Origin of the sequence: Acuticoccus sp. MNP-M23 (assembly GCF_031195445.1) — a bacterium.
In the GTDB taxonomy this organism is placed as follows: domain Bacteria; phylum Pseudomonadota; class Alphaproteobacteria; order Rhizobiales; family Amorphaceae; genus Acuticoccus.
On sequence record NZ_CP133480.1, the window covers coordinates 1,767,587 to 1,791,516 of the forward strand.

The 23,930-nt window shown below is 65.5% G+C and carries 29 protein-coding genes; 21 read left to right on the forward strand and 8 right to left on the reverse strand.

Annotated elements, in window-relative coordinates:
• Positions 1–44 precede the first annotated feature (44 nt).
• The 3 genes from RDV64_RS08360 (at position 45) to RDV64_RS08370 (ending at position 1,772) form a co-directional block, all read left to right on the forward strand.
• Complete coding sequence (locus RDV64_RS08360) at positions 45–344, forward strand: hypothetical protein (RefSeq protein ID WP_309198816.1); 300 nt, start codon at positions 45–47, stop codon at positions 342–344.
• Between the two features lie 63 nt (positions 345–407).
• Entirely contained in the window at positions 408–1,136 is a 729-nt protein-coding gene (locus RDV64_RS08365; RefSeq protein ID WP_309198817.1) for a HupE/UreJ family protein, read from the forward strand.
• Positions 1,137–1,154: 18 nt separating this feature from the next.
• On the forward strand, positions 1,155–1,772 hold the full coding sequence (locus RDV64_RS08370) for a transmembrane anchor protein (protein ID WP_309198818.1): 618 nt from the start codon (positions 1,155–1,157) through the stop codon (positions 1,770–1,772).
• Positions 1,773–2,324: 552 nt separating this feature from the next.
• On the opposite strand, the gene RDV64_RS08375 is transcribed toward RDV64_RS08370, so the two are convergent.
• On the reverse strand, positions 2,325–2,714 hold the full coding sequence (locus RDV64_RS08375) for a hypothetical protein (RefSeq protein WP_309198819.1): 390 nt from the start codon (positions 2,712–2,714) through the stop codon (positions 2,325–2,327).
• A gap of 141 nt (positions 2,715–2,855) precedes the next feature.
• Here RDV64_RS08375 and RDV64_RS08380 point away from each other — a divergent pair, with 141 nt between their 5' ends.
• From RDV64_RS08380 to RDV64_RS08430, 11 genes are all read left to right on the forward strand, one after another.
• Positions 2,856–3,467 carry a cytochrome c gene (locus RDV64_RS08380; RefSeq protein WP_309198820.1) on the forward strand — a complete coding sequence of 204 codons (612 nt, stop codon included), beginning with the start codon at positions 2,856–2,858 and terminating at the stop codon, positions 3,465–3,467.
• A 3-nt stretch (positions 3,468–3,470) separates the two neighbouring features.
• On the forward strand, positions 3,471–4,367 hold the full coding sequence (locus tag RDV64_RS08385) for a cytochrome c (RefSeq protein ID WP_309198821.1): 897 nt from the start codon (positions 3,471–3,473) through the stop codon (positions 4,365–4,367).
• The gene (locus tag RDV64_RS08390) at positions 4,364–5,797 is read left to right on the forward strand and encodes a multicopper oxidase family protein (RefSeq protein WP_309198822.1); all 1,434 of its coding nucleotides are present in this window, start codon (positions 4,364–4,366) and stop codon (positions 5,795–5,797) included. Before RDV64_RS08385 ends, RDV64_RS08390 begins: the two co-directional genes overlap by 4 nt.
• 92 nt (positions 5,798–5,889) lie before the next feature.
• The gene (locus RDV64_RS08395; RefSeq protein WP_309199461.1) at positions 5,890–6,393 is read left to right on the forward strand and encodes a L,D-transpeptidase; all 504 of its coding nucleotides are present in this window, start codon (positions 5,890–5,892) and stop codon (positions 6,391–6,393) included.
• A 33-nt stretch (positions 6,394–6,426) separates the two neighbouring features.
• Positions 6,427–6,888: a DUF411 domain-containing protein gene (locus RDV64_RS08400; RefSeq protein ID WP_309198823.1), complete on the forward strand. Its 462-nt coding sequence runs from the start codon at positions 6,427–6,429 to the stop codon at positions 6,886–6,888.
• Positions 6,889–6,910: 22 nt separating this feature from the next.
• Entirely contained in the window at positions 6,911–7,561 is a 651-nt protein-coding gene (locus tag RDV64_RS08405) for a L,D-transpeptidase (protein WP_309198824.1), read from the forward strand.
• A gap of 13 nt (positions 7,562–7,574) precedes the next feature.
• Positions 7,575–8,054 (forward strand): cytochrome c, encoded by a 480-nt coding sequence (locus RDV64_RS08410; RefSeq protein WP_309198825.1) that lies wholly within the window; start codon positions 7,575–7,577, stop codon positions 8,052–8,054.
• Positions 8,051–10,117: a protein-disulfide reductase DsbD domain-containing protein gene (locus tag RDV64_RS08415; protein WP_309198826.1), complete on the forward strand. Its 2,067-nt coding sequence runs from the start codon at positions 8,051–8,053 to the stop codon at positions 10,115–10,117. The genes RDV64_RS08410 and RDV64_RS08415 overlap by 4 nt, the downstream gene beginning before the upstream one ends.
• A 2-nt stretch (positions 10,118–10,119) precedes the next feature.
• Complete coding sequence (locus RDV64_RS08420) at positions 10,120–10,851, forward strand: DsbA family protein (protein WP_309198827.1); 732 nt, start codon at positions 10,120–10,122, stop codon at positions 10,849–10,851.
• 32 nt (positions 10,852–10,883) lie between these two features.
• Positions 10,884–11,549, forward strand: a complete 666-nt coding sequence (locus tag RDV64_RS08425) for a DUF1007 family protein (protein ID WP_309198828.1) — start codon at positions 10,884–10,886, stop codon at positions 11,547–11,549.
• Positions 11,540–12,460 carry a hypothetical protein gene (locus tag RDV64_RS08430; RefSeq protein ID WP_309198829.1) on the forward strand — a complete coding sequence of 307 codons (921 nt, stop codon included), beginning with the start codon at positions 11,540–11,542 and terminating at the stop codon, positions 12,458–12,460. The genes RDV64_RS08425 and RDV64_RS08430 overlap by 10 nt, the downstream gene beginning before the upstream one ends.
• 142 nt (positions 12,461–12,602) lie before the next feature.
• Here the strand turns inward: RDV64_RS08430 and RDV64_RS08435 are convergent, their stop codons facing one another.
• Entirely contained in the window at positions 12,603–12,797 is a 195-nt protein-coding gene (locus tag RDV64_RS08435; protein ID WP_309198830.1) for a heavy-metal-associated domain-containing protein, read from the reverse strand.
• Between the two features lie 145 nt (positions 12,798–12,942).
• Between RDV64_RS08435 and RDV64_RS08440 the strand changes: the two genes are divergently transcribed.
• The 3 genes from RDV64_RS08440 (at position 12,943) to RDV64_RS08450 (ending at position 16,540) form a co-directional block, all read left to right on the forward strand.
• The gene (locus tag RDV64_RS08440; protein ID WP_309198831.1) at positions 12,943–15,477 is read left to right on the forward strand and encodes a heavy metal translocating P-type ATPase; all 2,535 of its coding nucleotides are present in this window, start codon (positions 12,943–12,945) and stop codon (positions 15,475–15,477) included.
• Positions 15,478–15,495: 18 nt separating this feature from the next.
• Positions 15,496–15,945 carry a Cu(I)-responsive transcriptional regulator gene (gene cueR / locus RDV64_RS08445; RefSeq protein ID WP_309198832.1) on the forward strand — a complete coding sequence of 150 codons (450 nt, stop codon included), beginning with the start codon at positions 15,496–15,498 and terminating at the stop codon, positions 15,943–15,945.
• Positions 15,946–16,075: 130 nt separating this feature from the next.
• Complete coding sequence (locus RDV64_RS08450; RefSeq protein WP_309198833.1) at positions 16,076–16,540, forward strand: heavy metal-responsive transcriptional regulator; 465 nt, start codon at positions 16,076–16,078, stop codon at positions 16,538–16,540.
• On the opposite strand, the gene RDV64_RS08455 is transcribed toward RDV64_RS08450, so the two are convergent.
• A complete protein-coding gene (locus RDV64_RS08455) occupies positions 16,513–16,749 on the reverse strand; it encodes a hypothetical protein (RefSeq protein WP_309198834.1) in 237 nt (78 codons plus the stop codon). The two genes, RDV64_RS08450 and RDV64_RS08455, sit on opposite strands and share 28 nt — an antisense overlap.
• Here RDV64_RS08455 and RDV64_RS08460 point away from each other — a divergent pair.
• Together RDV64_RS08460 and RDV64_RS08465 are read left to right on the forward strand one after the other, a co-directional pair.
• A complete protein-coding gene (locus tag RDV64_RS08460; protein ID WP_309198835.1) occupies positions 16,749–17,069 on the forward strand; it encodes a four-helix bundle copper-binding protein in 321 nt (106 codons plus the stop codon). The two genes, RDV64_RS08455 and RDV64_RS08460, sit on opposite strands and share 1 nt — an antisense overlap.
• Positions 17,070–17,154: 85 nt before the next feature.
• The gene (locus RDV64_RS08465; RefSeq protein ID WP_309198836.1) at positions 17,155–17,589 is read left to right on the forward strand and encodes a potassium channel family protein; all 435 of its coding nucleotides are present in this window, start codon (positions 17,155–17,157) and stop codon (positions 17,587–17,589) included.
• Between the two features lie 6 nt (positions 17,590–17,595).
• Here the strand turns inward: RDV64_RS08465 and ccmI are convergent, their stop codons facing one another.
• Genes ccmI through RDV64_RS08485 form a run of 4 tightly spaced genes read right to left on the reverse strand, consistent with a single transcriptional unit; the run spans position 17,596 to position 21,802 of the window.
• A complete protein-coding gene (ccmI, locus tag RDV64_RS08470; protein ID WP_309198837.1) occupies positions 17,596–18,759 on the reverse strand; it encodes a c-type cytochrome biogenesis protein CcmI in 1,164 nt (387 codons plus the stop codon).
• Positions 18,756–19,232: a cytochrome c-type biogenesis protein CcmH gene (locus RDV64_RS08475; RefSeq protein WP_309198838.1), complete on the reverse strand. Its 477-nt coding sequence runs from the start codon at positions 19,230–19,232 to the stop codon at positions 18,756–18,758. Before RDV64_RS08475 ends, ccmI begins: the two co-directional genes overlap by 4 nt.
• The gene (locus tag RDV64_RS08480) at positions 19,229–19,798 is read right to left on the reverse strand and encodes a DsbE family thiol:disulfide interchange protein (RefSeq protein ID WP_309198839.1); all 570 of its coding nucleotides are present in this window, start codon (positions 19,796–19,798) and stop codon (positions 19,229–19,231) included. Before RDV64_RS08480 ends, RDV64_RS08475 begins: the two co-directional genes overlap by 4 nt.
• A gap of 6 nt (positions 19,799–19,804) precedes the next feature.
• Positions 19,805–21,802: a heme lyase CcmF/NrfE family subunit gene (locus RDV64_RS08485; RefSeq protein ID WP_309198840.1), complete on the reverse strand. Its 1,998-nt coding sequence runs from the start codon at positions 21,800–21,802 to the stop codon at positions 19,805–19,807.
• Between the two features lie 270 nt (positions 21,803–22,072).
• Between RDV64_RS08485 and RDV64_RS08490 the strand changes: the two genes are divergently transcribed.
• Both RDV64_RS08490 and petA read left to right on the forward strand, forming a co-directional pair.
• The gene (locus RDV64_RS08490) at positions 22,073–22,327 is read left to right on the forward strand and encodes a hypothetical protein (RefSeq protein ID WP_309198841.1); all 255 of its coding nucleotides are present in this window, start codon (positions 22,073–22,075) and stop codon (positions 22,325–22,327) included.
• Positions 22,308–22,853 carry a ubiquinol-cytochrome c reductase iron-sulfur subunit gene (gene petA, locus RDV64_RS08495; protein WP_309198842.1) on the forward strand — a complete coding sequence of 182 codons (546 nt, stop codon included), beginning with the start codon at positions 22,308–22,310 and terminating at the stop codon, positions 22,851–22,853. Before RDV64_RS08490 ends, petA begins: the two co-directional genes overlap by 20 nt.
• Before the next feature lie 85 nt (positions 22,854–22,938).
• Here the strand turns inward: petA and RDV64_RS08500 are convergent, their stop codons facing one another.
• Complete coding sequence (locus RDV64_RS08500; RefSeq protein WP_309198843.1) at positions 22,939–23,910, reverse strand: DUF305 domain-containing protein; 972 nt, start codon at positions 23,908–23,910, stop codon at positions 22,939–22,941.
• Between the last annotated feature and the right edge of the window lie 20 nt (positions 23,911–23,930).

The following is a 23,930-nucleotide window of genomic DNA, read 5'->3' on the forward strand; positions in this document are numbered from 1 at the left end:
GCGTACGGATCCTAAAACACCAAGCGTTCGTGGCGTTGTTGTGCATGACGATCGCCGCGTGGTCCGTCGTGCCAGCTGTCACCCACGCGCCTGCCGTCTACGAGGCGATCGGCGCGCATGCGCAGTTTGCCGCCGAACATGGCCATTCGCACGGCTTTGATGACGTCTTGCGCATACTGCATGGCCATGGCCCTGAGGCGGCCGACCATGACCACACCCAGGCGCTGCCAACACGCGGCGAGGGATACGCATCGGCCCTCGTTGTGAAGCGGGGGTGGCAGCTTCGGCCGTCCGATGGCTGGATTTCGCGGCTTGCCCGCATCGAACGACCTCCGCGCGCCTGATCACCTGAGCGCTAACGTGCGCCTTGAATGATCAGCGAAAAAACTCTCAGCGGAGATTTATCTATGGCCGTGAATGCACAGAGCGTGAGCCGCTTCGGCGCGCGCCACCCGACCCTTCGGTTCTCATTGATCTTTGCCGCGCTTGTCTTGAGCGCGGGGACTGCCTTAGCACACGCAGTTACACCAGGCGACGCGGGCTACATACAAGAGATCTGGGGCGTGCACATCATCCCCTTCATGTATCTCGGCGCCAAGCACATGGTGACCGGATACGACCACATCCTCTTTCTCCTCGGTGTCGTCTTCTTCCTCTACCGGATGAACGACGTCGCGATCTATGTGAGCCTCTTCGCTGTCGGCCACTCGATCACGATGCTTGCCGGCGTCTGGTTCGGCTGGGGCGTGAACGCCTACATCATCGACGCGATCATCGGCCTCTCTGTGGTTTACAAGGCCCTCGACAATCTCGGTGCGTACCAGCGCTGGTTCGGTTTCCAACCCAACACCAAGGCCGCGACATTCATCTTTGGCCTGTTCCACGGTACTGGCCTCGCGACGAAAATCCTCGATTATCAGATCTCTGAGGACGGCCTTCTGCCGAACCTTCTGGCCTTCAATGTCGGCGTGGAAATAGGCCAGATTCTCGCGCTTGCCGTGATCCTCATCGTGATGAGTTACTGGCGCAAGACTGTGGGTTTCTTCCGCCACGCCTACACCGCAAACGTCGTCATGATGTCCTTGGGATTCATGCTGATGGGCTATCAGATCACCGGCTACTTCGTAGCAGCCTAAAGACTTGGGAAGACAAACATGTTCAACGCAAAGCGACCCAGCCTCGAAGAGCTGCCGAGCTCGGCCCAGCTCCTTCGCTCCACCATTCTCGCGGCCGTGGCCGCAGCGGCAATCTTAGTCACCGTCGTCCTGCCTGCAGAATACGGGATCGACCCGACCGGTGTTGGTGGCGTGCTCGGTCTCGCCGACATGGGCGAGATCAAGCAGGAGCTCGCGGAGGAGGCCGAACGGGACCGTGCAATCCACGGCGGGTCCGACGAGAGCTCCGGTCTCCTCGACGACGTGTTCGGCCTGTTTGTATCACCTGCGCATGCGCAGGAAGCCTGGCGTGACGAGATCACCTTCACGCTCGCCCCCGATGCCGCGACTGAAATCAAACTGGCCATGACAGCGGGCGATGCGGCTGAGTACGCATGGGGCGCGGAGGGCGGCCGGATCAACTTCGATCTGCACGCCCACGGCGACGGCCAGTCCATCGACTATGAGCGCGGCCGTGGCGAGACGTCAGGCGAAGGTGGCTTCGAAGCGCCTTTCGCAGGCGAGCACGGCTGGTTCTGGCGCAACCGCGACGACACCGACGTCACGGTAACCTTGCAGCTCCGCGGCGACTACAGCGAGATCGTACAGAGCGACTGAGATCCTCACGAACATTCGCGCCAGCCAGGAGCTAATGGTTCCTGGCAGCGCCTTCTTCCATTCTCGGGAGAGGGCCATATCGGAAGCAAAGGCGACCCTCGCCGAAGGTACGGTTTCCTGACCGCGGCGGCCGCGGTAATGCGAGGCCGAAGGCCCAGTTTTGGCGCCTCGCCTTCACAGAAACTGCCGCGGAGCCGGCTTTCATACGTCAGTCTGTTCAGAGAACGCCTACGTAACTGCGCCTCCACACTCAAGTCCTCTATTCACACTTTCCAGCGGGCAGGGGGTCGGACATGCGTGTTCAGCCGGGGTCAGAGTTCTCTTGCGCCCCTTCGCGTGGCGACGACATGTTGGCGTTAGAGCGGAGATCGGCGCAGATGGTTCACTCCGTGGGGACTGGCAAGCCCTCATGCCCGTCATGGGCATCACGGGCGGCGGTCTCATCCGCTGTGTTCTGACTCTGTCCGAGCGGAGCGGGTTTCGCATGGTCGGGCAGCATCGTCCGACCCGGCGCATAATCCCTCAAGGTCGAGAACGTGCGAGCAACAAGCTTCACACGGTTAAGACAAATATCGCGAGCGTGATGGTCGCGTCGGGGTGTCGAGCCTTGACATGTTGGACCGTCATCCGTACACAGGCCTCATGGTTCGCCGACTCGTCCTTTGTGTTGCATTTGTCTTCGCGCTTCTGGCTGGAAGCGCGGGCTGGGCGATCGTGGACGGGCCGAGCGCCATGGCGCATCCGGTCGGGGACGTATTGCTCGCCGATGCAGGTGCCGTGGAGGCGCACGTAGTGCGGGTGGACGCTTCGGCCGGAGATCGCTGCCCGCCGGGCGGTTGCGAAGCGGATCCGGCTGCCGATAAGGAATGTGTCGGCCCATCGGTCTCGTGTAGCGTAGCAGCGGCGATGAGTGCTGCAATCGGCCTTGGCGTCGCCGATCATTCGTCTACAGACGTCGGCTCGTCTGCCGATTTCGGTTTGAGCGGCGTTTTCGGGCCAGTAGAGATTCCGCCTCCCCGCTGACCGCCTGACGGCGCGCCACGTGCGCAAAGTCTTGGGGCTTGGTCACAGGGAAAACGGACAATGAATCTTCGAACGAAGTGCGCCTTGGGCGCTGCGGCAGTGCTTTCGCTGTCGCTCTCGGCAGCTGCTATCGCCCACACTGGGGCAACGGGCATCGTCAAGCAGCGTATGGACGGGATGGCGGCAATCGGCGACGCCAATAAGGCGCTGCGCGCGATGTTTGCCGGCGAAGCACCCTACGATGCAAAGGCGGTTGCCGAACATGCGGAGACGATCCGCGGGCACGCGGGCGAGGCGATCACCAGTCTCTTCCCGGAAGGCAGCATCGACGGCCCTTCTGAGGCAAAGCCCGAAATCTGGGAGAACTGGGACGAGTTCGCAGCGCTCGCCAACCGGCTCGAGCGTACCGCGGAGGGGCTCGCCCGTGCCGCCGAAAACGCGCCCTCGGGCGAGGATGCAGCGCCCTCGATGGGCGCGATGATGGGTGGCGACACGCCCAACATGGGAGCCATGATGGGCGATCGCTCCATGTCGGACATGATGGCCGGCGGTGGCCAGGATATGGCGATGAGCGCCGAGATGATGGCCGAGATGCCGACGGACCGTGTGTTCGACATGCTCGGCGATACCTGCTCGTCCTGCCACACGAAGTTCCGCGTCGAGAAAGACTGACCGATGCGGTTCTTGTTTGCGTTTATCGCCCTCCTTACGGTGGGGGGGGTCGGCTATGCTGCGCTCGTGGCCTGGCCGCTGGATGCCGATGCCGCTCTCGAAACGGAGCTGAAAGGCGATCCCATGCGCGGTGCCTATATGGCCCGCGCCTCAGGGTGCATCGGCTGCCATACGGATATCGAGGGCGGCGGCAAGCCGCTCGCCGGTGGACCCGGGCTGGACACCGATTTCGGCACGTTCTACGCGCCGAACATCACCACCGACCTGGTCGCGGGTATCGGCGACTGGAGTCTTGAAGACTTTGCGACGGCCGTGCGCAACGGTATCTCTCCGGACGGCGAGCCCTACTACCCGGTCTTCCCTTACATCTTCTACACGCGGCTGACCGATCAGGACGTCGCCGACCTTTACGCGGCGTTCCGGACTGTGGCCCCGGTATCCGAGCCCGCGCCCGCCTCGGATGTGCCCTTCCCCTTCAGCGAACGCTACATGCTCAAGCTGTGGCGCGCGCTTTTCATGGATGCTGGCGAGTTCGATGCCGATTCGGCCCGCTCGGACGCGTGGAACCGCGGCAAGTATCTTGTCGAGGGGCCGCTGCACTGCGGCGCCTGCCACACCCCGCGCAACGTTTTCGGTGCGCGGGACCACGGCCATCACTTCGAGGGAAGCAACGCGCTTCCCGGCGATGAATCGGCGCCACCGATCACGCTCGAAGCCCTGAAGGAGAACGACTGGAGCGCCGCCTCGCTCGCCTACGCGCTGAAGAGCGGGCTGACGCCGTCGGGCGACGCCTTCGGCAGTCTGATGGGCGAGGTGGTCCGCGACTCCACCTCCTTCCTGAACGAGGCGGACCGCGAAGCCATTGCGGCATTTCTGATGGGAGAGGACCCGCAAACATGACTCTTTGCCGCGTGATCGATCTCAACCGGCGCCACTTCCTTGCCGGCGCCGGTGCTTCGGTCCTTGCCGCAGGTGCCCCGCGTCTCGCTCATGCGACGCCAACCGGGCAGCGATTGGTGGCGGACGAGGGCCGCGCGGTGCTGACCACCGGGCGCGGAAGCCTCCCCGTCGACGCCTGGTCCTATGGCGGGAGCGTTCCGGGGCCGCTCTTGCGTTACCGGCGCGGCGAACGGCTTGACGTGACGTTCGAGAACCGCCTGGCTGAGCCGAGCGCGGTCCACTGGCACGGGCTGCGTCCGCCCAACGGCATGGATGGCGCGGCCCCGCTGACCCAGGCGCCCGTGCCACCCGGCGAGACCTTCCGCTACGCCTTCGACCTCGATGACGCCGGAACCTACTGGTATCACACGCACTTTCGCGGCTGGAACCAGCAGGACCGTGGGCTCTATGGCGTCGTCATCGTCGACGAAGAGACGCCGCCGGCGGTCGACCGCGATCTCCTCCTAGTGCTCGATGACTGGGTGCTGACCCCTGCTGGAACACTCTCCACCGACTTCGGGAACATGCACGAGTGGTCGCACGCCGGCCGGCTCGGCAATCTTGCCACCATCAACAATGCGGCCGACGCCGACGTCCCCGTCGCGGCCGGCGAGCGCATCAGGTTGCGGCTCGTCAACGTCGCCAATGCGCAAATATTCGCGCTGATGTTCGATTGGCACGATCCTGTCATCATCGCCGAGGACGGCAACTCGGTGACGCCATGGGCGCTCGGCGCGGACGAGCTGCTCCTTGGGCCCGGGCAGCGTGTCGATCTCATCGTCGATGCGGTCGGTGCGCCGTCCTCGCGCCACGCGATCCGCGCCTACACGCTGCGCGACGAGGTCAACATGGGTGCCTTCGTCTACGCCGACCGGGAGGGCGGCACCGGGCTTGCCGGGACCGAGATCGCGCCGCTGGAGGGCAACGCGCGCCCGAGCCTCGACCTTGCCGGCGCGCGTCGTCTGGAGCTTCGCATGGAGGGCGGCGCGATGGGCGGCATGGGCCGCGCCATGATGGGAGGGCGCATGATGGGCATGCGTGAGCTCATGCTACACCGCCGGATCTGGGCCTTCAACGGCGTCGCCGGCGACATGGACGCGCCGCTCGCCTCCCTGAAGCGCGGCGAAACGGTGGTCGTCGACATCATCAACGACACTGCGTTTCCCCATGCCATGCACCTTCACGGAATGCATTTCCGCGAGATCGCCCGCAACGGCGCGCCCATCGAGGACGGCGCCTGGCGGGACACCTCGCTGATGGCCTCCGACGACAGGGTGGAGATCGCCTTCGTCGCGGAAACGCCGGGCCGATGGATGCTTCACTGCCACATGATCGAGCATCAGGCGGGCGGCATGATGACCTTCCTCGAAATCGAAGGAGACGAGGCGTGATTCCTGAAGAGCATTGCGACGACGATCTTTCTGGCGAGGAGACCCTTCTGTCGCGCCGCAATTTGTTGCTGGGCGCCGGCGCGCTGTCGCTGATGACGCTGGCGCCGGCTGCGGCGATCGCGCACCCGCACCCGGTGAAAGCGCCCACCGTCGTTCGATTTTCCACGAAGGCGCGACCCGGCTCCATCGTCGTGCGCACCGGTGAGAAGCGCCTCTACTACGTGCTCGGCCGCGGCCGTGCGCTCGCCTACGTCATCGGGGTGGGCAAGGCCGGCCGCTCGTTCCGCGGCAACGGCGTCATCGCGCGCAAAGCCAAGTGGCCGAGTTGGACGCCGACGCAGAATATGATCCGCCGCGAGCCGGGCAAGTACGCCAAATATGCGCGCGGCGTCCCCGGCGGACCGAACAACCCGCTCGGCGCCCGTGCCCTCTACCTCTACAAGGGCGGCCGGGACACCATGTACCGCATCCACGGCACCAACGATCCTTCAAGCGTTGGCCGCGCGGTGTCGAACGGGTGCATCCGCCTCCTCAACGAACACGTCAAGGATCTTTACACGCGCGTCGGCGTCGGCGCCCGCGTTTATGTCCAATGACACCTCAGAACCGACCTAATACCGGAGTATCACATGCGTATTCATAAGATCGGCGCCCTTGCAGGTGCTGCAATGATCGGCATCATCGCCACCTCGGCGAAGGCGGAGCCGCAGGATCACACCATGTACGTCTACAAGACGCCATGGTGCGGCTGCTGCACCGACTGGGCCGAGCACATGGAAGGGCTCGGCTACAAGCTGGAAATCACCGAGCTTGAAGATCTCGCCCCGGTTCGCCGTCAGGCCGGCATTCCCGACGAGGTGCAGGGTTGCCATTCGGCCGCGATCGCCGGCTACGCGCTGGAGGGTCACGTGCCGCCCGAAGCCATCGCCAAGCTGCTCGAAGAGAAGCCCGACATCCGCGGCATTGCGGTGCCGGGAATGCCGCAGGGATCGATCGGCATGGGGAACAACCCCCGCGCAAAGTACAACGTCCACACCTTCGGCGCCGGGACGACCGAGGGCAGCACAGTCTTTTACCAGGCGGGCCGTTGAGATGATCGGCCGGCGTGCCTTTATGATCGGCGGCAGTGCGGCGGTTCTCGGCGGCTGCACGGTCGCCGAGACACCGGCGCCGCAAGTGGCGACCGCACCGCGGATTCCTGAGGTCTATAAGCTCATGTACGGCCCGCGGCCGAACGAGCGTTTTCCCATTCCCGCGGTTCATCTTCGGCAGGTTGATCGCAAATACTGGCGGCGTGAGGTGCCCGACCCGACGGGCGAGGGACCGGGCGTTGTCGTCGTCGATACCGGCACATTTTATCTCTACTGGACGATGGAAGGCGGCCGGGCGATGCGCTACGGCGTGGGCCTCGGCCGCGAAGGCTTCGGCTGGGACGGTGAGGCGCGCATCCCCTTCAAGCGCGAGTGGCCCACATGGACGCCGCCAGCCGAGATGATCGCCCGCGAGCCCGAGCTTGAAAAATACCGCGACGGCATGGAGCCCGGGCTCGACAATCCGCTCGGCGCGCGGGCGCTCTATATTTTCCAAGGCCGGATCGACACGCTATATCGCCTGCACGGCACCCAGGAAGCCTACTCCATCGGCCGTGCGGTGTCCTCGGGCTGCGTGCGCCTTCTCAACCAGGACGTTATCGACCTTTATAATCGCGTGCCGAACGGGACGCCGATCGTCGTGCGCCCGCCAAGCCGCCCGCTCCTGACCTGACGGCACCCCGGTCATGCAGCGCGCCATCATCCTTATCTGCCTCGGCGTCGCGATCGGCGCGGGCGGCATCGCGCTGGTTGCGTTGTGGCCGGGCGCGGCGTCGGACGCCGTGGTGCTGCGCCCGGGCGACGACGCGGTCGTGGCGCTCGGCGCAACGGTTTATGCCGCTCAATGCGCCTCCTGCCACGGCGCGAACCTGGAGGGCGAGCCGAACTGGCGCGAGCGCGGCCCAGACGGCCGGCTTCCCGCGCCGCCGCACGATGAGACGGGGCACACCTGGCACCACCCCGATGCGATGCTCTTCGAGCTGACGAAGTACGGGCTGCCGAAACAGGTCGGCAATGGCGAGCCGTATTTTTCGAACATGCCGGCGTATGAAGGCGTGCTGAGTGACGAGGAGATCGTCGCGGTGCTCTCCTACATCAAAAGCCGCTGGCCGCAGGAGGTTCGCGCCCGCCACGACGCGCTCAACGAACGGATGGAAGCGCAGTGACGCGGTGGTCATTCCGCACCGCGGCCGCGACCCTCGTGGCGGCGCTCGCCATCGCCGCTGTGCCGCAGGCGTTCGCGACCACCCCTTGGCAGGAGAAGGCGAACAGCGCGGCGCGGCTTCACGTTGCAAGCGCCGGGGACGGGAGCGTCGTCGCCGGCCTGGAAGTCAGACTTGCGGACGGCTGGAAGACGTACTGGCGATCGGCGGGTTCCACCGGTCTTCCGCCGGCGCTCTCCACCGATGGGTCGCAGAATGTCGAGGCGATCGAGCTTGTCTTCCCGGCCCCGGAGCGCTTCGTGGCGTTCGGCATCGAGGCGCTGGGCTACTCCGAGCGCGTCACCTTCCCGATCAGGGTGGAGCGGGAGGACCCTCGCCGCGGCGCGACCTTGTCGCTCGTGGCCGACCTCCTCGTTTGCGGCACCGTGTGCGTGCCGGAGCGCTTCGCATTCGAGGCGCTGATCCCGGCCGATCCGGCCTTTCTGCCCGCGCTCGGCGAGACCCCGACCGACAAGGCGATGGCCAGGGTCCCCGTCCCCGCGCTCGATCGCGATGTCGCCCTCTCTCAACTTACTGCCGTCGAAAATGGTCTGTCGGTCGAGTTGAAGGCGTTCGGCGAGACCGGTGGGGCGCTGAGCGGCGCGCTCCTCGTCGCCGAAATCCCTGACGAGGATCCGCTGATCGGCGCGCTCGTGCCGGTGGGAGACGGGCTCTACCGCGGCACGCTTGAAGCCGCCGAGCCGCCGCCGCTCGGCTCGCGACTGCGCTTGACGGTGGTGGGCGCGGACGTGGCGCTCGATCTCACCGGCGCCGTCACGGCCTTCGTCGAGGGCGAAGCGCGCGGCGGCTCGGCGGTCTGGGCCATCGTTCTGATCGCCTTCCTCGGCGGCCTCCTCCTCAACGTGATGCCGTGCGTCTTGCCGGTCCTATCCATCAAGCTCGCCGCGCTCGGCCGCACCGCACATCTCGAGCGCCGCCATCAACGCCTCGCCTTCCTTGCGACGGCCGCCGGCATCCTCGTGTTCGTCGGTCTGCTCGCGGCGGTGCTCGGCGCGCTGAAGGCGCTCGGCCAGGACGTTTTTTGGGGAATGCAGTTCCAGTCGCCGACCTTCGTGGCGCTGATCTTCGTCTTGTTCGCGCTGATGACGCTCAATCTCGCTGGACTGTTCGAATTGCGGCTTCCGGCCGGACTTCAGAACCGGCTCGGGCGGCTCGGGCGCACCGGCGACTTCGCCGACGGCTTCGTCATCGCGCTGATCGCGACCCCGTGCAGCGCGCCGTTCCTCGGCACGGCCATCAGCTTCGGTCTTGCGGGCGGACCAGGCGACCTTGCCCTCAGCTTTGCCGCGCTCGGGATGGGTTTTGCGTTCCCGTATCTTGCGGTCGCGATTGCGCCGCGCGCGGCTTTCTTCCTTCCCAGGCCAGGCGCCTGGATGCGCTGGGTGCAGCGCGGCCTCGTGTTGCCGATGCTGGCCGTCCTCGTCTGGCTCGGCTCGATCCTGGTGGCGCAGGCGGGGTTGGCTGCGCTCGCCGCAGCGGTCGCCGCCGTCCTGCTTGCCGGTGCTGCGGCAAGGCGGCCGAGCCGTCCGCTGACCGCTGCGAGCGTCGCGGTTGGCCTCGCAGCGATCGTGTTCGTTGGCTTCGGTAGCGCCATGACGGGCGGAGCGACGGACGAGCCTGTCGAGGCGGCGCACTGGCAGGCGTTCGACCGAATGGCTATCGACGAGCACGTGGCAGACGGCCATGTCGTGTTCGTCGACGTGACCGCCGACTGGTGCATCACCTGCCTCTACAACAAAGCGGCCGCGATGGACCGTGACCCCGTCGTCGCGGTGCTGGAGCGGGACGACACCTTCGCCATGCGCGCCGACTGGACCCTGCCAGACGAGGCGATCGCCGCCTTCGTCAAGGCGCAGGGGCGCTATGGCATTCCGCTCAACGTCGCCTACGGGCCCGGCCGCCCAGGCGGCGTTCTCCTTCCCGAAATCCTGACCGTGAACAGCGTTCTCGCCGCCATCGACGAAGCGCGCGGCAGGCCGCAGACGGTCGCGTCCACCAAGGAATGATGATGCTTAGAACCCTTGTTGTCCTGCTTTCACTGACGCTGCCCGCCGCCACCGTGTCGGCGCAGAGCCTTACCGACGCGCAGGAAGCAGCGGTGCGCGAACTGATCCGCGAACACCTCATCGAGAATCCGGAAATCCTCGCCGAGGCGTTCGAGGCGCTGCAGGCCCGCCAGCAGCAGGCCGAGGTGAAAGCCCGCCAGGATGCGCTCGCCGAGCTCAGCGATGTCTTGCGCAATGCCGGCGACGACCCCATCGGAGGCAACCCAGACGGCACGATCACCGTCGTCGAGTTTTTTGACTACAACTGCCCGTTCTGCCGTCGAGTGAAACCTGAAGTCATAACGCTTCTGGAGAACGACGAGCGGATCCGGTACGTCTTCAAGGAGTTCCCGATCTTGTCGGAGTCTTCGGCGCAGGCCGCCCGTGTGGCGCTCGCCGTGTGGGACATCGACCCGGCGTCTTACTGGGACGTGCACAACGCGTTGATGGGCCACGACGGCACACTCGCCGAGGATCAGATCCGCGCAGTCGTCGTCGAAGCCGGGCTCGATTGGGACGCGGTCGTAGCGCGCGGCGATGACGAGGACATCACGCAAAAGATCCGCCAGACGCTTCAGACGGCGCAGCGGCTTGGTATCAACGGCACGCCGAGCTTCGTCATCGGCAGCGAGATCATTCCGGGGTTTGTCGAAGCAGAACAGCTCGCGGCGGCGGTCGCCGCCATCGACCGCTGAGGACGTCAACACAGCACGTCCAAGGAGCACGTATGAGTTTGCTCACGATGTTGCGAGAATTTGCGGTTCGCTCCGCGCTCGCGGGCGCGGCGATCGAGTTTATAGCCTCGCCGGCCGCGGCGCATCCGCATGAGTTCATCACGGTTCAGACGGAGGTCGTCTTCGACGACGCAGGTCGCGTGATCGGCATGCGCCACGCCTGGCTGCTCGATGAGTTTTTCACGGCCTACGCCGTGGAAGGCGCTGACAGCGATGGCGACGGCGCTCCCGACCGCGAGGGCCTGACCGATCTGATGCTGGAAATCCTCGGCAACATCGCGCAGAGCGGCTACCTGACCGACTTTCGCACAATGGGTGAGGCGCCGAAGATCACCTCGCACAACCCCCTGTCGGTCGATCTCAAGAGCCGGCGGCTCTCGCTGAATTTCGAGGTCGTATTCGCAGAACCCTACGACGCCTCGCAGACGCCGCTCAGGTACGCGCTCTACGAGCCGACATACTATATTGCCGTCAACCATGTGCCGGGCGCATCGGCCGTCACGCTCGACAATGCGCCGGAGGGCTGTCGCTCGTCGCTCCAGGAGCCCGATCCGGGCGAGGATCTGACCGCGTTCGCCCTCGCGCTCGACAAGACCCAGAGCGCCGGGGACGACCTCGGTGTCAACTTCGCCGAATGGGTGACGGTGACATGCAGCTGACGCTCACCCTCAGCACCCGCCTTGCGCTTGCGGCGTTCGTCGCCGCGGCTGTCATCCTCCTCGGCTGGGACGCAATGACGGCCGCCTATAGGGACCTCCTCGGCGTGGTCTATTTAGAGCAGCGCGCCTTTCACGGCCGCATGACACAGGCGCTGAGCGCGCTGGCGGATGCACATCGACCCGAGACGATCGTCACCGTTCTCACCGGCAGCTTCCTCTATGGCGTGTTCCACGCTGCGGGGCCCGGCCATGGCAAGGTGGTCCTGTCCACCTACCTCCTGACGAACCCGGAGAAGGTGCGCCGCAGCGTTGGGATGGCGGCAGCCGCGGCGTTCTGCCAGGGCGTCGTCGCGATCGCGCTGGTTTACGGCCTCTTCTACGTGTTCGGGCTGATGGCGCGCACCAGCAACGTCGCCGTGATCTGGTCCGAGCGCCTCAGCTACGCCCTGGTGATCGGCTTCGGCCTCTTCCTCCTCGGCCGCGCGGTGCGTGCCTTTCTGCCGGCATCGGCGAAGGAACATCATTGCGATCACACCCACGTGCCGGCCGGCGCCGACGTCGGGAAGGCGGGCGACCTGAAATCGACCCTCGGCGTAATCGCCTCCATCGGCGCGCGGCCATGTTCGGGTTCGGTGCTGGTTCTCGTCTTTGCCCGGTTCGCGGACATTCCGCTGGCAGGCGTCCTCGCGGTGGCGGCCATCTCGACCGGCACCGCGATCACCGTCATCACGCTCGCGCTGACAGCGCTCTACGCACGGCGGATCGCGGTCCGCGCGCTAACGGCGCAAAGCCGCCTGCCGGGCCGGCTCGGCGCAGGCCTTGTTGCGGCAGGCGGTGCGTTCCTGGTGATCGTCGGCGCTGGGCTCCTGTCCTCGTCGTTCGAGCCGCAAGCGCGCTCGCTCGGGCTGTGAGGTTCCGATGCCCGGCGCAAGCAACCTCCTAGAGCGGTTTCGGTTGGAATGGAATCATGACGAACAGGACGAAACCGCTCAAGAGTCCGAATCTGGGGCGATTTCTCTTCGACCGAATGACTCCATTCGGTCGGAAAGCGCCCTAGCGAACCTCGGCCGGAAAGCCTGCCTTCTGGAGCGCTTCGAGGACATCCGCCTCGCTCGCCTTCGTTTCGATGACGGCCTCGCGCGACGGCGGGTCGGCACTTACCGTGGCCCGCTCGTCGAGCTCGGCGATCGCTCGCCTGACACCGGCGGCGCAGCCGCCGCACGCCATATCTGGAATGCTCAGTCTCATGCTTGATCCTCTCAACGGTCTGGTTTGCCCATCGTGGGACTTGCCACAATGGGAAGGTCAACACCTGCAATGCGGCGTTCACCACTTGACCTTCCCATGATGGGTAGAATTACCTCTTGGGGGTATATAGTGTGGAGGTGATGCCGTGACGAGCACGGTCGAGCAGACGAAAACTCCCTCACTCGCTTCCCCCTCAAGCGTCGAGATCGGGATCGAGGGCATGTCCTGCGCATCCTGCGTCGGGCGCGTCCAGAAGGCGCTGGAGCGATTGCCGGACGTCGCCTCGGCCAGCGTGAACCTTGCGACCGAGCGTGCGCGGGTCGAATTCGACGGCGCGGCCGACCTCTCCGCCGTGCGGGACGCCGTGGAAGCCACCGGCTACACGGTCCGCGAGGAGACCACGGAGCTTGCCATCGAGGGCATGAGTTGCGCCTCTTGCGTCGGCCGAATCGAACGTGCGCTCACTGCCGTCAACGGGGTTTTCGAGGCCAGCGTCAACCTCGCCGCAGAGCGCGCGGTCGTGCGCCACGTCGCGGGCGCGGTGACCGCTGATCGCTTGGTGCAAGCCATCGAGCGCGCAGGCTATGAGGCGAGGGTTGCGGCCGGCGCCGAGGAGGACAGCGGCGAGGACAGGCGAAGCGCCGAACTCACCTCGCTGCGCCGCGCCGTCCTCCTGTCGGCGATCCTGACGCTCCCCATCGTCATCCTCGAAATGGGCGCGCACCTCGTCCCGGCGCTGCGCGATGCGATCGACGCGACCCTCGGCCGCCAGACGAACTGGCTGATCCAATTCGTGCTTACCACCGTCGTCCTCTTCGGCCCGGGGCTGCGCTTCTTCCAAAAGGGCGTGCCTCAACTCCTGCGCGTTGCGCCGGACATGAACTCGCTGGTGGCGCTCGGGACCAGCGCCGCCTGGGGCTATTCGGTGGTGGCGACCTTCGCGCCGAGCGTCCTGCCGGAGGGCACGCACAACGTCTATTTCGAGGCCGCCGCCGTCATTGTCACCTTGATCCTCGTCGGGCGCTTCCTGGAGGCGCGCGCCAAGGGCCACACCGGCGAGGCGATCAAGCGCCTGATGGGCCTGAAGGCGAAGACCGCGCGCGTGGTGCGAGATGGCACCTCGGTCGACGTGCCGCTGGAGGAGGTGCGCGTCGGCGATACCGTCGCGGTGCGGCCCGGCGAGAAGGTGCCTGTCGACGGTATCGTGCTGGAGGGCTCGAGCTTCCTCGACCAGTCGATGATCACCGGCGAGCCGATCCCGGTCGCCAAGGGCGAGGGCGACGAGGTCGTCGGCGGGACGATCAACAAGACTGGCGCCGTCACCTTCCGCGCGGCGAAAGTGGGCGCCGACACGGTGCTGTCGCAGATCATCAAGATGGTCGAGACGGCCCAGGGCGCGAAGCTGCCGATCCAGGGGCTCGTCGACAAGGTCACATACGTCTTCGTGCCCATCGTGATCGGTATCGCATTGGTGACCTTCGCGGTGTGGCTCGCGCTCGGTCCGGCGCCCGCGCTCACATTCGCGCTGGTCAACGCGGTGGCAGTCCTCATCATCGCTTGTCCGTGCGCAATGGGGCTTGCGACGCCGACCTCGATCATGGTGGGCACCGGCCGCGGCGCCCAGATGGGCGTCCTCTTCCGCAAGGGCGAGGCGCTGCAGACCTTGCGCAGCGCCGACATCGTTGCGCTCGACAAGACCGGCACGCTGACCAAGGGGCGGCCCGAGCTAACCGACATTGCCACCGCCGAAGGGTTTGGCGAAGACGAAGTGCTGGCTCTCGTCGCCGCCGTGGAGGCGCAGTCCGAACATCCCATCGCCGAAGCGATCGTTGAGGCGGCGAAGGCCCGCCAGCTCGAGCCATCGAGGGCCAGCGACTTTTCCGCCTCGCCGGGATTTGGCGTGTCGGCGCGGGTCTCGGGACGCCGGGTCGAGGTCGGCGCCGACCGCTACATGGACCGGCTCGGGATCGACGCGCGCCCGTTTGCGCAGACGGAGGAGCGCCTCGCTCGCGAAGGCAAGTCGCCGCTCTACGCCGCAGTCGATGGCCGGCTCGCGGCAATCGTCGCCGTCGCCGACCCGATCAAGCCGACCTCGCGGCAGGCGATCGAGGCGCTGCATGACGCGGGGCTCAAGGTCGCGATGATCACCGGCGACAACCGGCGCACGGCCGATGCCATCGCGGCGACACTCGGCATCGACACGGTGGTCGCCGAGGTGCTGCCGGAAGGCAAGGTGGAGGCGGTGAAGTCGCTGCGAACGGACGGCCGCGTCGCATTCGTCGGCGACGGCATCAACGATGCGCCCGCGCTCGCAGAGGCCGATGTCGGCATTGCCATCGGCACCGGCACGGACGTCGCGATCGAGGCGGCCGACGTCGTCCTGATGTCCGGCGACCTGAACGGCGTGCCGAACGCGATCGCGCTGTCGCGCGCCACCATCAGCAACATCAAGCAGAACCTGTTCTGGGCGTTCGCCTACAACACCGCTCTCATTCCGGTGGCGGCGGGCGCGCTCTACCCCGCGTTCGGGATTTTGCTGTCGCCGATCTTCGCCGCGGGCGCGATGGCGCTCTCCAGCGTCTTCGTGCTGACGAACGCGCTGCGCTTGAAACGTTTTCGGCCGCCGCTCGGCGCGGCATCGAAGTCCACCGGGGACCTCGAGCTTTCGCCGGCTGAGTAGAGTTTTGAGGAGTCGCACATGAATATCGGGCAAGCTTCGAAAGAGTCGGGCGTCACCGCCAAGATGATCCGCTATTACGAAGATATCGGATTGATCGAGAAGCCTGCCCGGACGTCTTCCGGCTACCGGAGCTATCGCCCGTGTGACGTTCATACGCTGCGCTTCATCAAGCGCGCCCGCGACTTCGGCTTCTCCATCGAAAAGATCTCGGAGCTGTTGGCGCTGTGGCGGGACCGCGAGCGGGCCAGCGCGGACGTGAAAAGGCTCGCGCAAGAACACCTCGAACGTCTCGACAGCAAGGTCGCAGAGTTGCAGGCGATGGCCGACGCCTTGCGGCAACTCGCAGCGCATTGCAGCGGCGATCACCGGCCGGACTGTCCGATCATCAAGTCACTCGCCGATGACGAGCGTCCTTCCGACGGCTTGCAAGCGGCAAGCCGCAGCGATCGTCCGCCTGCCCGGGTTTGAACGACACGGTTGATCCCTGCAGCGGCGCTGAACGAAGTGATCGAAGCGTTGGATACCCGCCTCGGTGAAAAAAAACATATTGACCCTGGACCATAGTCCAAGCCGTACGGTCACAAGAACGGAGCGAATAATGCCGCTGACGATCGGGCAACTCGCGAAAGACACCGGAGTGACTGTGGACACCATTCGTTTTTACGAGCGCAAAGGTCTGCTGCTGCCGGACGACCGGACTGTCGCGAACTATCGGACTTATTCCGCCGAATCACTGCGACGCCTGAAATTCATCAGAAAGGCACAGGCGCTCGGTTTCACGCTGGAGGAAGTTGCCGAACTCCTGACGTTTGGTTCCTCCCCCGAAAGCACGGCGGGTGATGTTCTGCATGCCACCGAACGCAAGATCGAAGAGCAGCGCAAGAAGATCGAGCAGTTGTCGCGATTGCGCGATGTCTTGATCGAACTTGCCGCCGAGTGCGACGGCGAGGGGCCGACGGAAGAATGCCCCATCATCAACTACTTCTTCGACGAAGACGGCAATCGCCTTTCTGACGGGCATAGCGAGGAGACCATTCAGAAATCCCGGCAGCTCAGCTCGTGAATGTCGGGCGGCTCTGTAGCGCCGATCGCCGCAGCGCGACCAAAGTAAGGGCCGGCCGGATCGAGCGAAAAATGACCGTTCCATAGAACTTTCGCGACGACGAGGGCAATAACGTCGCCGAAGATCGCCGTCTTTGTTGCGGCGATGCCCGTCGGTTTCCACCGATCGTGGCGCTTGAATGAAACCCCAAGAAAGAAAGGTTGGGTCAATGACGACTCACGCCAATACGGACGCTTGCATGACGGCCTGCATGGAGTGCCTGGCCGCCTGTGCTCGATGTCTCGATGAGTGCATCGGCAGCGAGGCGATGGCGCAGTGCGCACGGCTTTGTCGCGACTGCATGGTCACCTGCGGTGCGTGCGCAACGCTGTGCGCGTCGAACTCGCAGAATTGCGGCACGCTGTGCCGCGCGTGCGCCGAGATCTGCGAGGCCTGCGCCGCAGAATGCGAGAAGCACGATTCCGAGCACTGCCAGGAATGCGCCCGCGCCTGCCGCAAGTGCGCCGAGGAATGCCGCAAGCTGCAGTAACATTGGGTCGGCGGGCGTTTATACGGCGCCCGCCGTCACTCTCCCCCCCAACGCTCGCGCAACGGCGATCGCATACGAGACAGTCATGACCACCGCCATTCTCCTCACCGCTGTTCTTCTCCTCTTCAGCACCTCGATCCACTACGCCACTTTGCGTGCCGTTTCGGCCGCGATCGCCGCGCGGCCGGACGCCCGTTATTTCGGCCTGCTCTTGTCGGTCGGCGCGATCACGCTCGCGCACGTTGTGGAAGCGTCGCTCTATGCGGGGGGATTCTGGCTTGGCGACGATGTCTTCATGATCGGTTCGTTCAAGGTTGAGGATGAAATGGGGTGGATGGACTACTTCTACTTCTCTCTCGTCAACTTCACGACGCTCGGGCGAGGCGACATCGCACCGACCGATCATCAACGTTTCATCGCCGGCATCGAAGCCTTCAACGGCTTCCTGCTGATTACCGCGTCGGGCAGTTTCATCCTGCAGGTGATGCGCGGGAAGGCGCCGCTCTCACGAGAATGGTGACGCGTCTCAGCCGCCGAGCGTCGCAAGCGCCTCGTCGACAACCTTCTGCCGAGGATCGCTCTGGGGCAAAGCCGATAGCAGATCCTTGGCGCGCAGGTAGGCCGATCGCGCCTCGTCCGGTTCGCCGAGCACGGTGTAGGCGTTTGCCAATCGAAGCCAGCCGTCGAGATCGTCAGGCTCGGTCTCGAGCCGTTTGGCGAGCCTTGCCACCATCGAGCGGATGAACTCGCCCCTTTGCTCGTCGGACATGCGGCCGGCAGCTTCCACCTGCTGCGCCGTCGGCCCTGGTCCCGACGTCGGTGCGGTTGCATCCGGCGCACCGTAGGCGGCAAGATCGAGCGGCGCGATCCCGATGCGCGCGGCAAGGACATTCGCCCGCTCGACGAACGAGCGCATCCATGGCGCGAACGCGTCTTCGGCGTCCAGCAGATTTTTGAGCGCCTCGAACGCCCCCTCGACGTCACCAACCTGCTCGCGGGCGAGCGACTGATAGTAGATCGCCGCAGGGTTGCGCGGATCGAGCTCCAGCGCTCGCTCGAACGCCTTGGCGGCCTTCGGCGTCACCGTGCCGGCCTCGGCGGCGACGAGCGCCTCGCCGTAGCGCGACAGCGTGTCGGTGCGCGCGTCGGGCCGGTCGATCACCTCGGCAAAGGCGTCGGCGGCGTCGCGGAACCGCCCCATACGCATGTAGGTTCGGCCGAGCAGCACCCAGCCTTCGGTAGGACTGCCCGGATCGCTTTCAAGCTGCGAGCGCAGGCGAGACGCCACCTCGGTGACGTCCTCGAGCTGTTGCCGCTCTTCGGCGCGCTCGGGAATCGGAACGCTTGGCATGTCAGGCCGCCCGAGCTGGAGGTAGAGCGCCGCCCCTGCCACGGGAACAAGGACTGCCGTCAGGACGATCAGCCCGCGCCCGCTCGTCGATGCGTCCCTTTGCGCCTCCTTGCCGAGCGTGATCATCCGCCGTTTGATCTCGACCTCGGCCGCCGCGGCATCGTCGCTCAAGAGAACGGCGCGCTCAGCGTCCCGTTTCACCTCCGCCAGCTGATCCTCAAGGATCGCGAGGGCACTTTGCCGCCGCTCCAGCGCGCGCGGGCTTTTGGAAAGGGCCGGCTGCAACAGCAGCCAGACGCACAGGAGCGCCAGCCCGCCGGCGATCAGCCAAAAGGTCATCGCTCTGCTCCCCGCAACGCATCCAGCGCACGCTGCTCTTCGGCCGAGAGCGGCGGCGGCGGAAGCGCCCGCCTGCGCGAGCGGCGAGCGAACATGCTGAGGCCGACGACCAACGCAATCAACGCGAGCGCGAACGGCATCAGCCAGAGCACGGCGGTGGTCGCCTTGAAGGGGGGACGGAACAGCACGAAGTCGCCGTACCGCGCGACGAGGTAGGCGAACACCTCCTCGTTGCTGTCGCCGGCGCTCAACCGCTCGCGCACGATGATGCGCATGTCGCGGGCCATCTGCGCATTCGACTTGTCGATGGATTGGTTCTGGCAAACCACGCACCGAACCTCCGCCGAAATGTCTCGCGCCCTGGCTTCAAGCTGGGCGTCGTCCAAAATCTCGTCCGGCTCCACCGCGACCGCGACGGAGACGAGGAACAGTGTCGCGAGGAGCGCCGCCGCGAGTCGAACGAAGCCCCTCATGACGCTGCGAGACCTGGTGCTGTCGTGCGCGCCGCCTCGAGCGCGCCCAAAATGCGCTCGCGCTGATCGTCTGAGATGATGGGGCCGACGTGGCGCAGCCGCACGGTTCCGCCGGCATCCACGACGAAGGTTTCAGGGACGCCGGTGAGACCCCATTCGATGCCGGCGCGCCCGTCATAGTCGGACCCGATCCGAGCATAGGGGTTCCCGAGCTCATCGAGCCATGCGCGCGCCTCGCCCGGCTTGTCCTTGTAGTTGATGCCGTAGAGGACGACGCCGTCACGCTCCACCATGCGGGTGAGCACGGCGTGTTCGGCACGGCAGGGAATGCACCAGGACGCGAACACGTTGACAAGGACGGGCCCGGGCGTTCCGACGAGATCCTCGCGCGACAGTCCGGGCACGCCGGCGCCCTCCAGAGCCGGCAGCGCGAAGGCCGGCGCAGGCTCGTCGATCAGGACCGAGGGAAGCACGGAGGGGTCGCGGTCCGGATTGAGGCCCCAAAGGAGAAAGCCCCCGATCCCAGCGACGACGATGAGCGGCAACACGAAGAGTAGTCGTTTCATTGGCCCTCACTCCGCCGGGACGACGGCCGGGCGCGTTACCACCGGCTGAACTTTGCGGGGCGCACCGACCCGGAGGCGCCGATCGCTAAGCGAGACGATTGCGCCAGCGATCATCATTGCTGCGGCGAGCCAGATCAGCCCGACGAGCGGCTGGTAGACCACGCGCAGCGTCCAGCCTTGTGCGTTTTCCGCCGCCGGCTCGCTGATCGTTGCGAGAAGATCACCCATCGGCCGCGAGCGGATCGCGGCCTCGGTGGTCGTGATCGAAGCCAGCGGGTAGGCGCGTCGCTCCGGGCGCAGCGTCGTGACGGCCTCCCCATCACGTGTGACGGCGATCTCCGCCATGCGCGAGACGTAGTTCGGCCCTTGGACCACGCTGACGCCATCGAAGCGAAGCTCGAAACCGGCGACGGTAACGGTCGTCCCCTCGCGCGCGCTGACGATGGTCTCGGTCTGCCACGCCGTCGATCCCACGAAGCCGAAGATCGCGATCGCAAGGCCGAGGTGGGCGAGCGTCATGCCGTATGCCGCGCGCGGCAGCCCCCTGGCGCGGCGCCAACTCCATGGCAGCGGCGCCCTGAAGAGCTGGACGCGGTCGGCCCATTCGATGACGGTGGCCGTGACGAGCCAGACAGCGAAGGCGACCGCGATGACGGCGAGCACCGGCCCCTTTGTGTCGAAATACCAGACCGCGAGCGCCGCGATGACGGTGACGAGGAAGGCGAACTTCAGCCGATCGAGCACGCCGGCAATGTCAGCACGCTTCCATGACAGGAACGGGCCGACCCCCATCACCAGGACGAGCGGCAGCATCAGGGGCACGAACGTCGTGTTGTAGAACGGCGGGCCGATCGACACCTTGTCGCCTGTGACGGCCTCCAGAAAGAGCGGGTAGAGGGTGCCGATGAGCACCGTCCCCGTCGCGACCGAAAGGATGAGGTTGTTGACGATGAGTCCGGTCTCGCGGCTGACCGGCGCGAAGAGACCGCCGGCTTTGAGGTCCGGCGCGCGCAGGGCATAGAGCGTCAGCGAGCCGCCGATGGCGATGCCGAGAAGCGCCAGGATATAGACGCCGCGCTCGGGATCGACAGCGAAGGCGTGGACGGACGTCAGAAGCCCCGAGCGCACGATGAAGGTTCCCAGGAGGCTGAGCGAGAAGGCGAGGATCGCGAGCAGGATCGTCCAGCTCTTGAAGGCGTCGCGCTTCTCGCTGACGATCGCCGAGTGGAGCAGCGCCGTCGCCACCAGCCATGGCATGAACGAGACGTTCTCGACCGGATCCCAGAACCACCAGCCGCCCCAGCCGAGCTCGTAGTACGCCCACCAAGAACCGAGCGCGATGCCTCCGGTGAGGAAGGCCCACGCGGCCAGGGTCCATGGACGCACCCATCGCGCCCACGCCGGATCGCCGCGGCCCTCGATTAGCGCCGCCACGGCGAACGAAAACACGATCGAGAGCCCGACATAGCCGAGATAAAGAAGCGGCGGGTGCAGCGCCAAGCCGATGTCCTGAAGCAGCGGGTTGAGGTCCTGACCCTCGAGCGGAGGCGGAAAAACCCGCTCGAACGGGTTCGAGGTGAACAGCATGAAGGACAGGAAGCCGACGCTGATCCACGCCTGAACGCTGAGGGTCCGCGCCTTGAGGGCCAGCGGAATGTTCGCGCCGAACAGCGCGACCGAGGCGCCGAAGAGCGCAAGGATTAGCGTCCACAAGAGGAGCGAACCCTCATGGCTCCCCCACGTTCCGGCAACCTTGAAGATCAGCGGCTTCAGGACGCTAGAGTTCTCGACGACGTTGAGCACCGTGAAGTCGCTGACGACGAAAGAGCGCATCAGGGCGATGAACGCGAAGGCGAGCAAAATGACCTGGGCGATCGATGTCGCCTCGGCGCTTTTCATCCAGCGCAGATGGCCGGTGCTGGCACCGGCGATTGGCAGAACGCTCTGCACAAGAGCAACAGCGAGCGCCAGGCTCAATGCAAATTGGCCAACTTCTGGGATCACGGAAACGACACCTCGGCAACTGATCGTCGAAGCGTCCGCGGCTCCCACGTTGGAATGTCAAGAACCGGCTGCGGCTTCATTGGCTATCACAGCATCGTGAACCCTCGGTGCTTTGACCCTTCCACGTCGGAAGGCGGTACCGACCGTCTCAGTGCCGGACTGTCCCGGCTCGTTGGGCAAGGGCTGGATCATCTTGTGAACAATACGCCACCTGTTTCCTCAGTACCGGCGGTGAGGTCCCGGAAAGTTGTTCAGTCGGGCGGGGGCGTCATGAAGCACGCGATGTGGATCTGCTGCGCCGTGATGCTCGCACCGTTGGGGCTTTACTTCGTTCAGGGCGGGACAGTTGCAGGTCTTTCCTCGACCCTTGGATTGTTCGCGCCGCTCGTTCTTTGTGTGGGCATGCATTTCGTCCTGCACCGTGTGATGGGGCGATCCTGTCACGGCAGCGGTGGCGAGGCCGCGCCAAAGCTCGAGGAGGCGCGCGTAGAGGAGCGCGAACGCCATGTCTCCGCCCACCGCTGACGACACCGTCGACGATCCGGTCCGCCGCGATTTTCTTTACATCGCCACTGGAGCACTTGGTGCAACCGCCGTCGCGGCGGTCGTATGGCCCTTCATCGACAGCCTGAACCCTGCGGCAGACGTCTCCGCTCTCGCGGAGGTCGAGATCGATATCTCCGACATTGAGGTCGGCGAGCGCGTCACGGTAATGTGGCAGAGCAAGCCGGTTTTCATCGACCACCGCACGCCAGACCAGATCGACGCGGCGCGGTTGGAGGACGTCGACTCGTTGCCCGATCCGCAAAGCGATGAGGTCCGCGTCCAGCGACCGGAGTGGCTCATCGTCGTCGGCGTGTGCACCCATCTGGGGTGCATCCCTCTCGGTCAGCGCCAAGGCGATCCGCTCGGAAACTGGGGCGGCTGGTTCTGCCCTTGCCACGGCTCGCACTACGATACCTCAGGGCGCATCCGCCGCGGTCCTGCGCCGACGAACCTCATCGTGCCGCCCTACACGTTCCAGTCCGACACGACGGTCATCATCGGCTGAAACAGCCGGCCGGATGGGCTCAGGACGCTGACCGACCCCATCACCATCGCACGCAAACCGCGTTCTCCTGTCGACAGGCGCTTGTTCAGCCTGCGCAACGATAGAAGCCGCGGTATCCGATCGTCAGTTCGTCGCGCAGGTCGAAGACGAGGTCGGCCAGCACGCGTTGCGCTCCGTCGACGTCTTCGAACTCTTCCTCGGGCGCGGCCTCCAGCGAAAGCGTGAGGCCCTCCGCGGCGAGCGGCTCACCGCCGAGCGCTTGGACGGGATCGCCGGCCGGCGCCGCGACAAGGACGAGTTGTCCGTTCAGCTTCACTACGCCCTCGACCCCCTCGCCACCAGAACGCACGGCGAGCACGGGGTCGCCTTCCGCGGTCATCTTGAAGTCGCAGCCGGCGCCGGTGCCGAGCGCGTGGTCGAGGGTCGCGGGATCCATCGGCGCGAGATCGAGCGTCGGCCTGACGTTTGCGTCGAGGGCCGCCTGCAACGGCACGATCTCCGGAGCGGGCGCCTCACCATCGGCTTCCGGCGGCATCGCATTGCCCTCATCGAGCTCCGCGATGAGGTATCGCATCTCCGCAATCTCGCGCTCCTGCGCCACGATGATCTCGTCGGCGAGCTTGCGCACGCGCGGTTCGGCGATGTTCGCGCGTTTGCTGGTCAAGAGCGCGATCGAGTGGTGGGGGATCATGGCGCGCATGTAGCTCGTCTCGCCGACGGTCGTCTGACTGCGCACCAGCCACAGCGCCCCAGCGAAGACGATCACGCTCCCTGCAAAGACCGCGACGTTGATGGCAAGGTTGCGGTACATTCCGAGCATATAGGCGAGCATGATGACGGCCATCGTCGCCCCCATGACGAACGCCATATAGAACCGGGTCTCACTCCAGAAAATCTGCTCCCAAGCGTACGTGTTCAGGTACATGAGAATGAACATGACGGCCGTGGACGTCGCAATCATCGCGAAGAAGCGCCAGTAGTTCTTCAAGCCATGGGACGACTTCTTTTCGTGGGCACCGGCGTGTTGCGTGCCTTTGGGGTCGGTTCTGTGGGCCATGGCGGATTACAATCTCAGCA

Bases quoted from the DNA above. Each gene is read 5' to 3' on its own strand.
- RDV64_RS08400 (WP_309198823.1), top strand. From the start codon at position 6,427: ATGCGTATTCATAAGATCGGCGCCCTTGCAGGTGCTGCAATGATCGGC.
- RDV64_RS08380 (WP_309198820.1), top strand. From the start codon at position 2,856: ATGAATCTTCGAACGAAGTGCGCCTTGGGCGCTGCGGCAGTGCTTTCG.
- RDV64_RS08410 (WP_309198825.1), top strand. From the start codon at position 7,575: ATGCAGCGCGCCATCATCCTTATCTGCCTCGGCGTCGCGATCGGCGCG.
- RDV64_RS08480 (WP_309198839.1), bottom strand. From the start codon at position 19,798: ATGAAACGACTACTCTTCGTGTTGCCGCTCATCGTCGTCGCTGGGATC.
- RDV64_RS08375 (WP_309198819.1), bottom strand. From the start codon at position 2,714: ATGATCGGCGACGCCAAGGCCGATTGCAGCACTCATCGCCGCTGCTAC.
- cueR (WP_309198832.1), top strand. From the start codon at position 15,496: ATGAATATCGGGCAAGCTTCGAAAGAGTCGGGCGTCACCGCCAAGATG.
- RDV64_RS08420 (WP_309198827.1), top strand. From the start codon at position 10,120: ATGCTTAGAACCCTTGTTGTCCTGCTTTCACTGACGCTGCCCGCCGCC.
- RDV64_RS08490 (WP_309198841.1), top strand. From the start codon at position 22,073: ATGAAGCACGCGATGTGGATCTGCTGCGCCGTGATGCTCGCACCGTTG.
- ccmI (WP_309198837.1), bottom strand. From the start codon at position 18,759: ATGACCTTTTGGCTGATCGCCGGCGGGCTGGCGCTCCTGTGCGTCTGG.
- RDV64_RS08425 (WP_309198828.1), top strand. From the start codon at position 10,884: ATGAGTTTGCTCACGATGTTGCGAGAATTTGCGGTTCGCTCCGCGCTC.
- RDV64_RS08360 (WP_309198816.1), top strand. From the start codon at position 45: ATGACGATCGCCGCGTGGTCCGTCGTGCCAGCTGTCACCCACGCGCCT.
- RDV64_RS08500 (WP_309198843.1), bottom strand. From the start codon at position 23,910: ATGGCCCACAGAACCGACCCCAAAGGCACGCAACACGCCGGTGCCCAC.
- RDV64_RS08385 (WP_309198821.1), top strand. From the start codon at position 3,471: ATGCGGTTCTTGTTTGCGTTTATCGCCCTCCTTACGGTGGGGGGGGTC.
- RDV64_RS08475 (WP_309198838.1), bottom strand. From the start codon at position 19,232: ATGAGGGGCTTCGTTCGACTCGCGGCGGCGCTCCTCGCGACACTGTTC.
- RDV64_RS08435 (WP_309198830.1), bottom strand. From the start codon at position 12,797: ATGAGACTGAGCATTCCAGATATGGCGTGCGGCGGCTGCGCCGCCGGT.
- RDV64_RS08460 (WP_309198835.1), top strand. From the start codon at position 16,749: ATGACGACTCACGCCAATACGGACGCTTGCATGACGGCCTGCATGGAG.
- RDV64_RS08405 (WP_309198824.1), top strand. From the start codon at position 6,911: ATGATCGGCGGCAGTGCGGCGGTTCTCGGCGGCTGCACGGTCGCCGAG.
- RDV64_RS08395 (WP_309199461.1), top strand. From the start codon at position 5,890: ATGACGCTGGCGCCGGCTGCGGCGATCGCGCACCCGCACCCGGTGAAA.
- RDV64_RS08450 (WP_309198833.1), top strand. From the start codon at position 16,076: ATGCCGCTGACGATCGGGCAACTCGCGAAAGACACCGGAGTGACTGTG.
- RDV64_RS08365 (WP_309198817.1), top strand. From the start codon at position 408: ATGGCCGTGAATGCACAGAGCGTGAGCCGCTTCGGCGCGCGCCACCCG.
- RDV64_RS08465 (WP_309198836.1), top strand. From the start codon at position 17,155: ATGACCACCGCCATTCTCCTCACCGCTGTTCTTCTCCTCTTCAGCACC.
- RDV64_RS08390 (WP_309198822.1), top strand. From the start codon at position 4,364: ATGACTCTTTGCCGCGTGATCGATCTCAACCGGCGCCACTTCCTTGCC.
- petA (WP_309198842.1), top strand. From the start codon at position 22,308: ATGTCTCCGCCCACCGCTGACGACACCGTCGACGATCCGGTCCGCCGC.
- RDV64_RS08430 (WP_309198829.1), top strand. From the start codon at position 11,540: ATGCAGCTGACGCTCACCCTCAGCACCCGCCTTGCGCTTGCGGCGTTC.
- RDV64_RS08370 (WP_309198818.1), top strand. From the start codon at position 1,155: ATGTTCAACGCAAAGCGACCCAGCCTCGAAGAGCTGCCGAGCTCGGCC.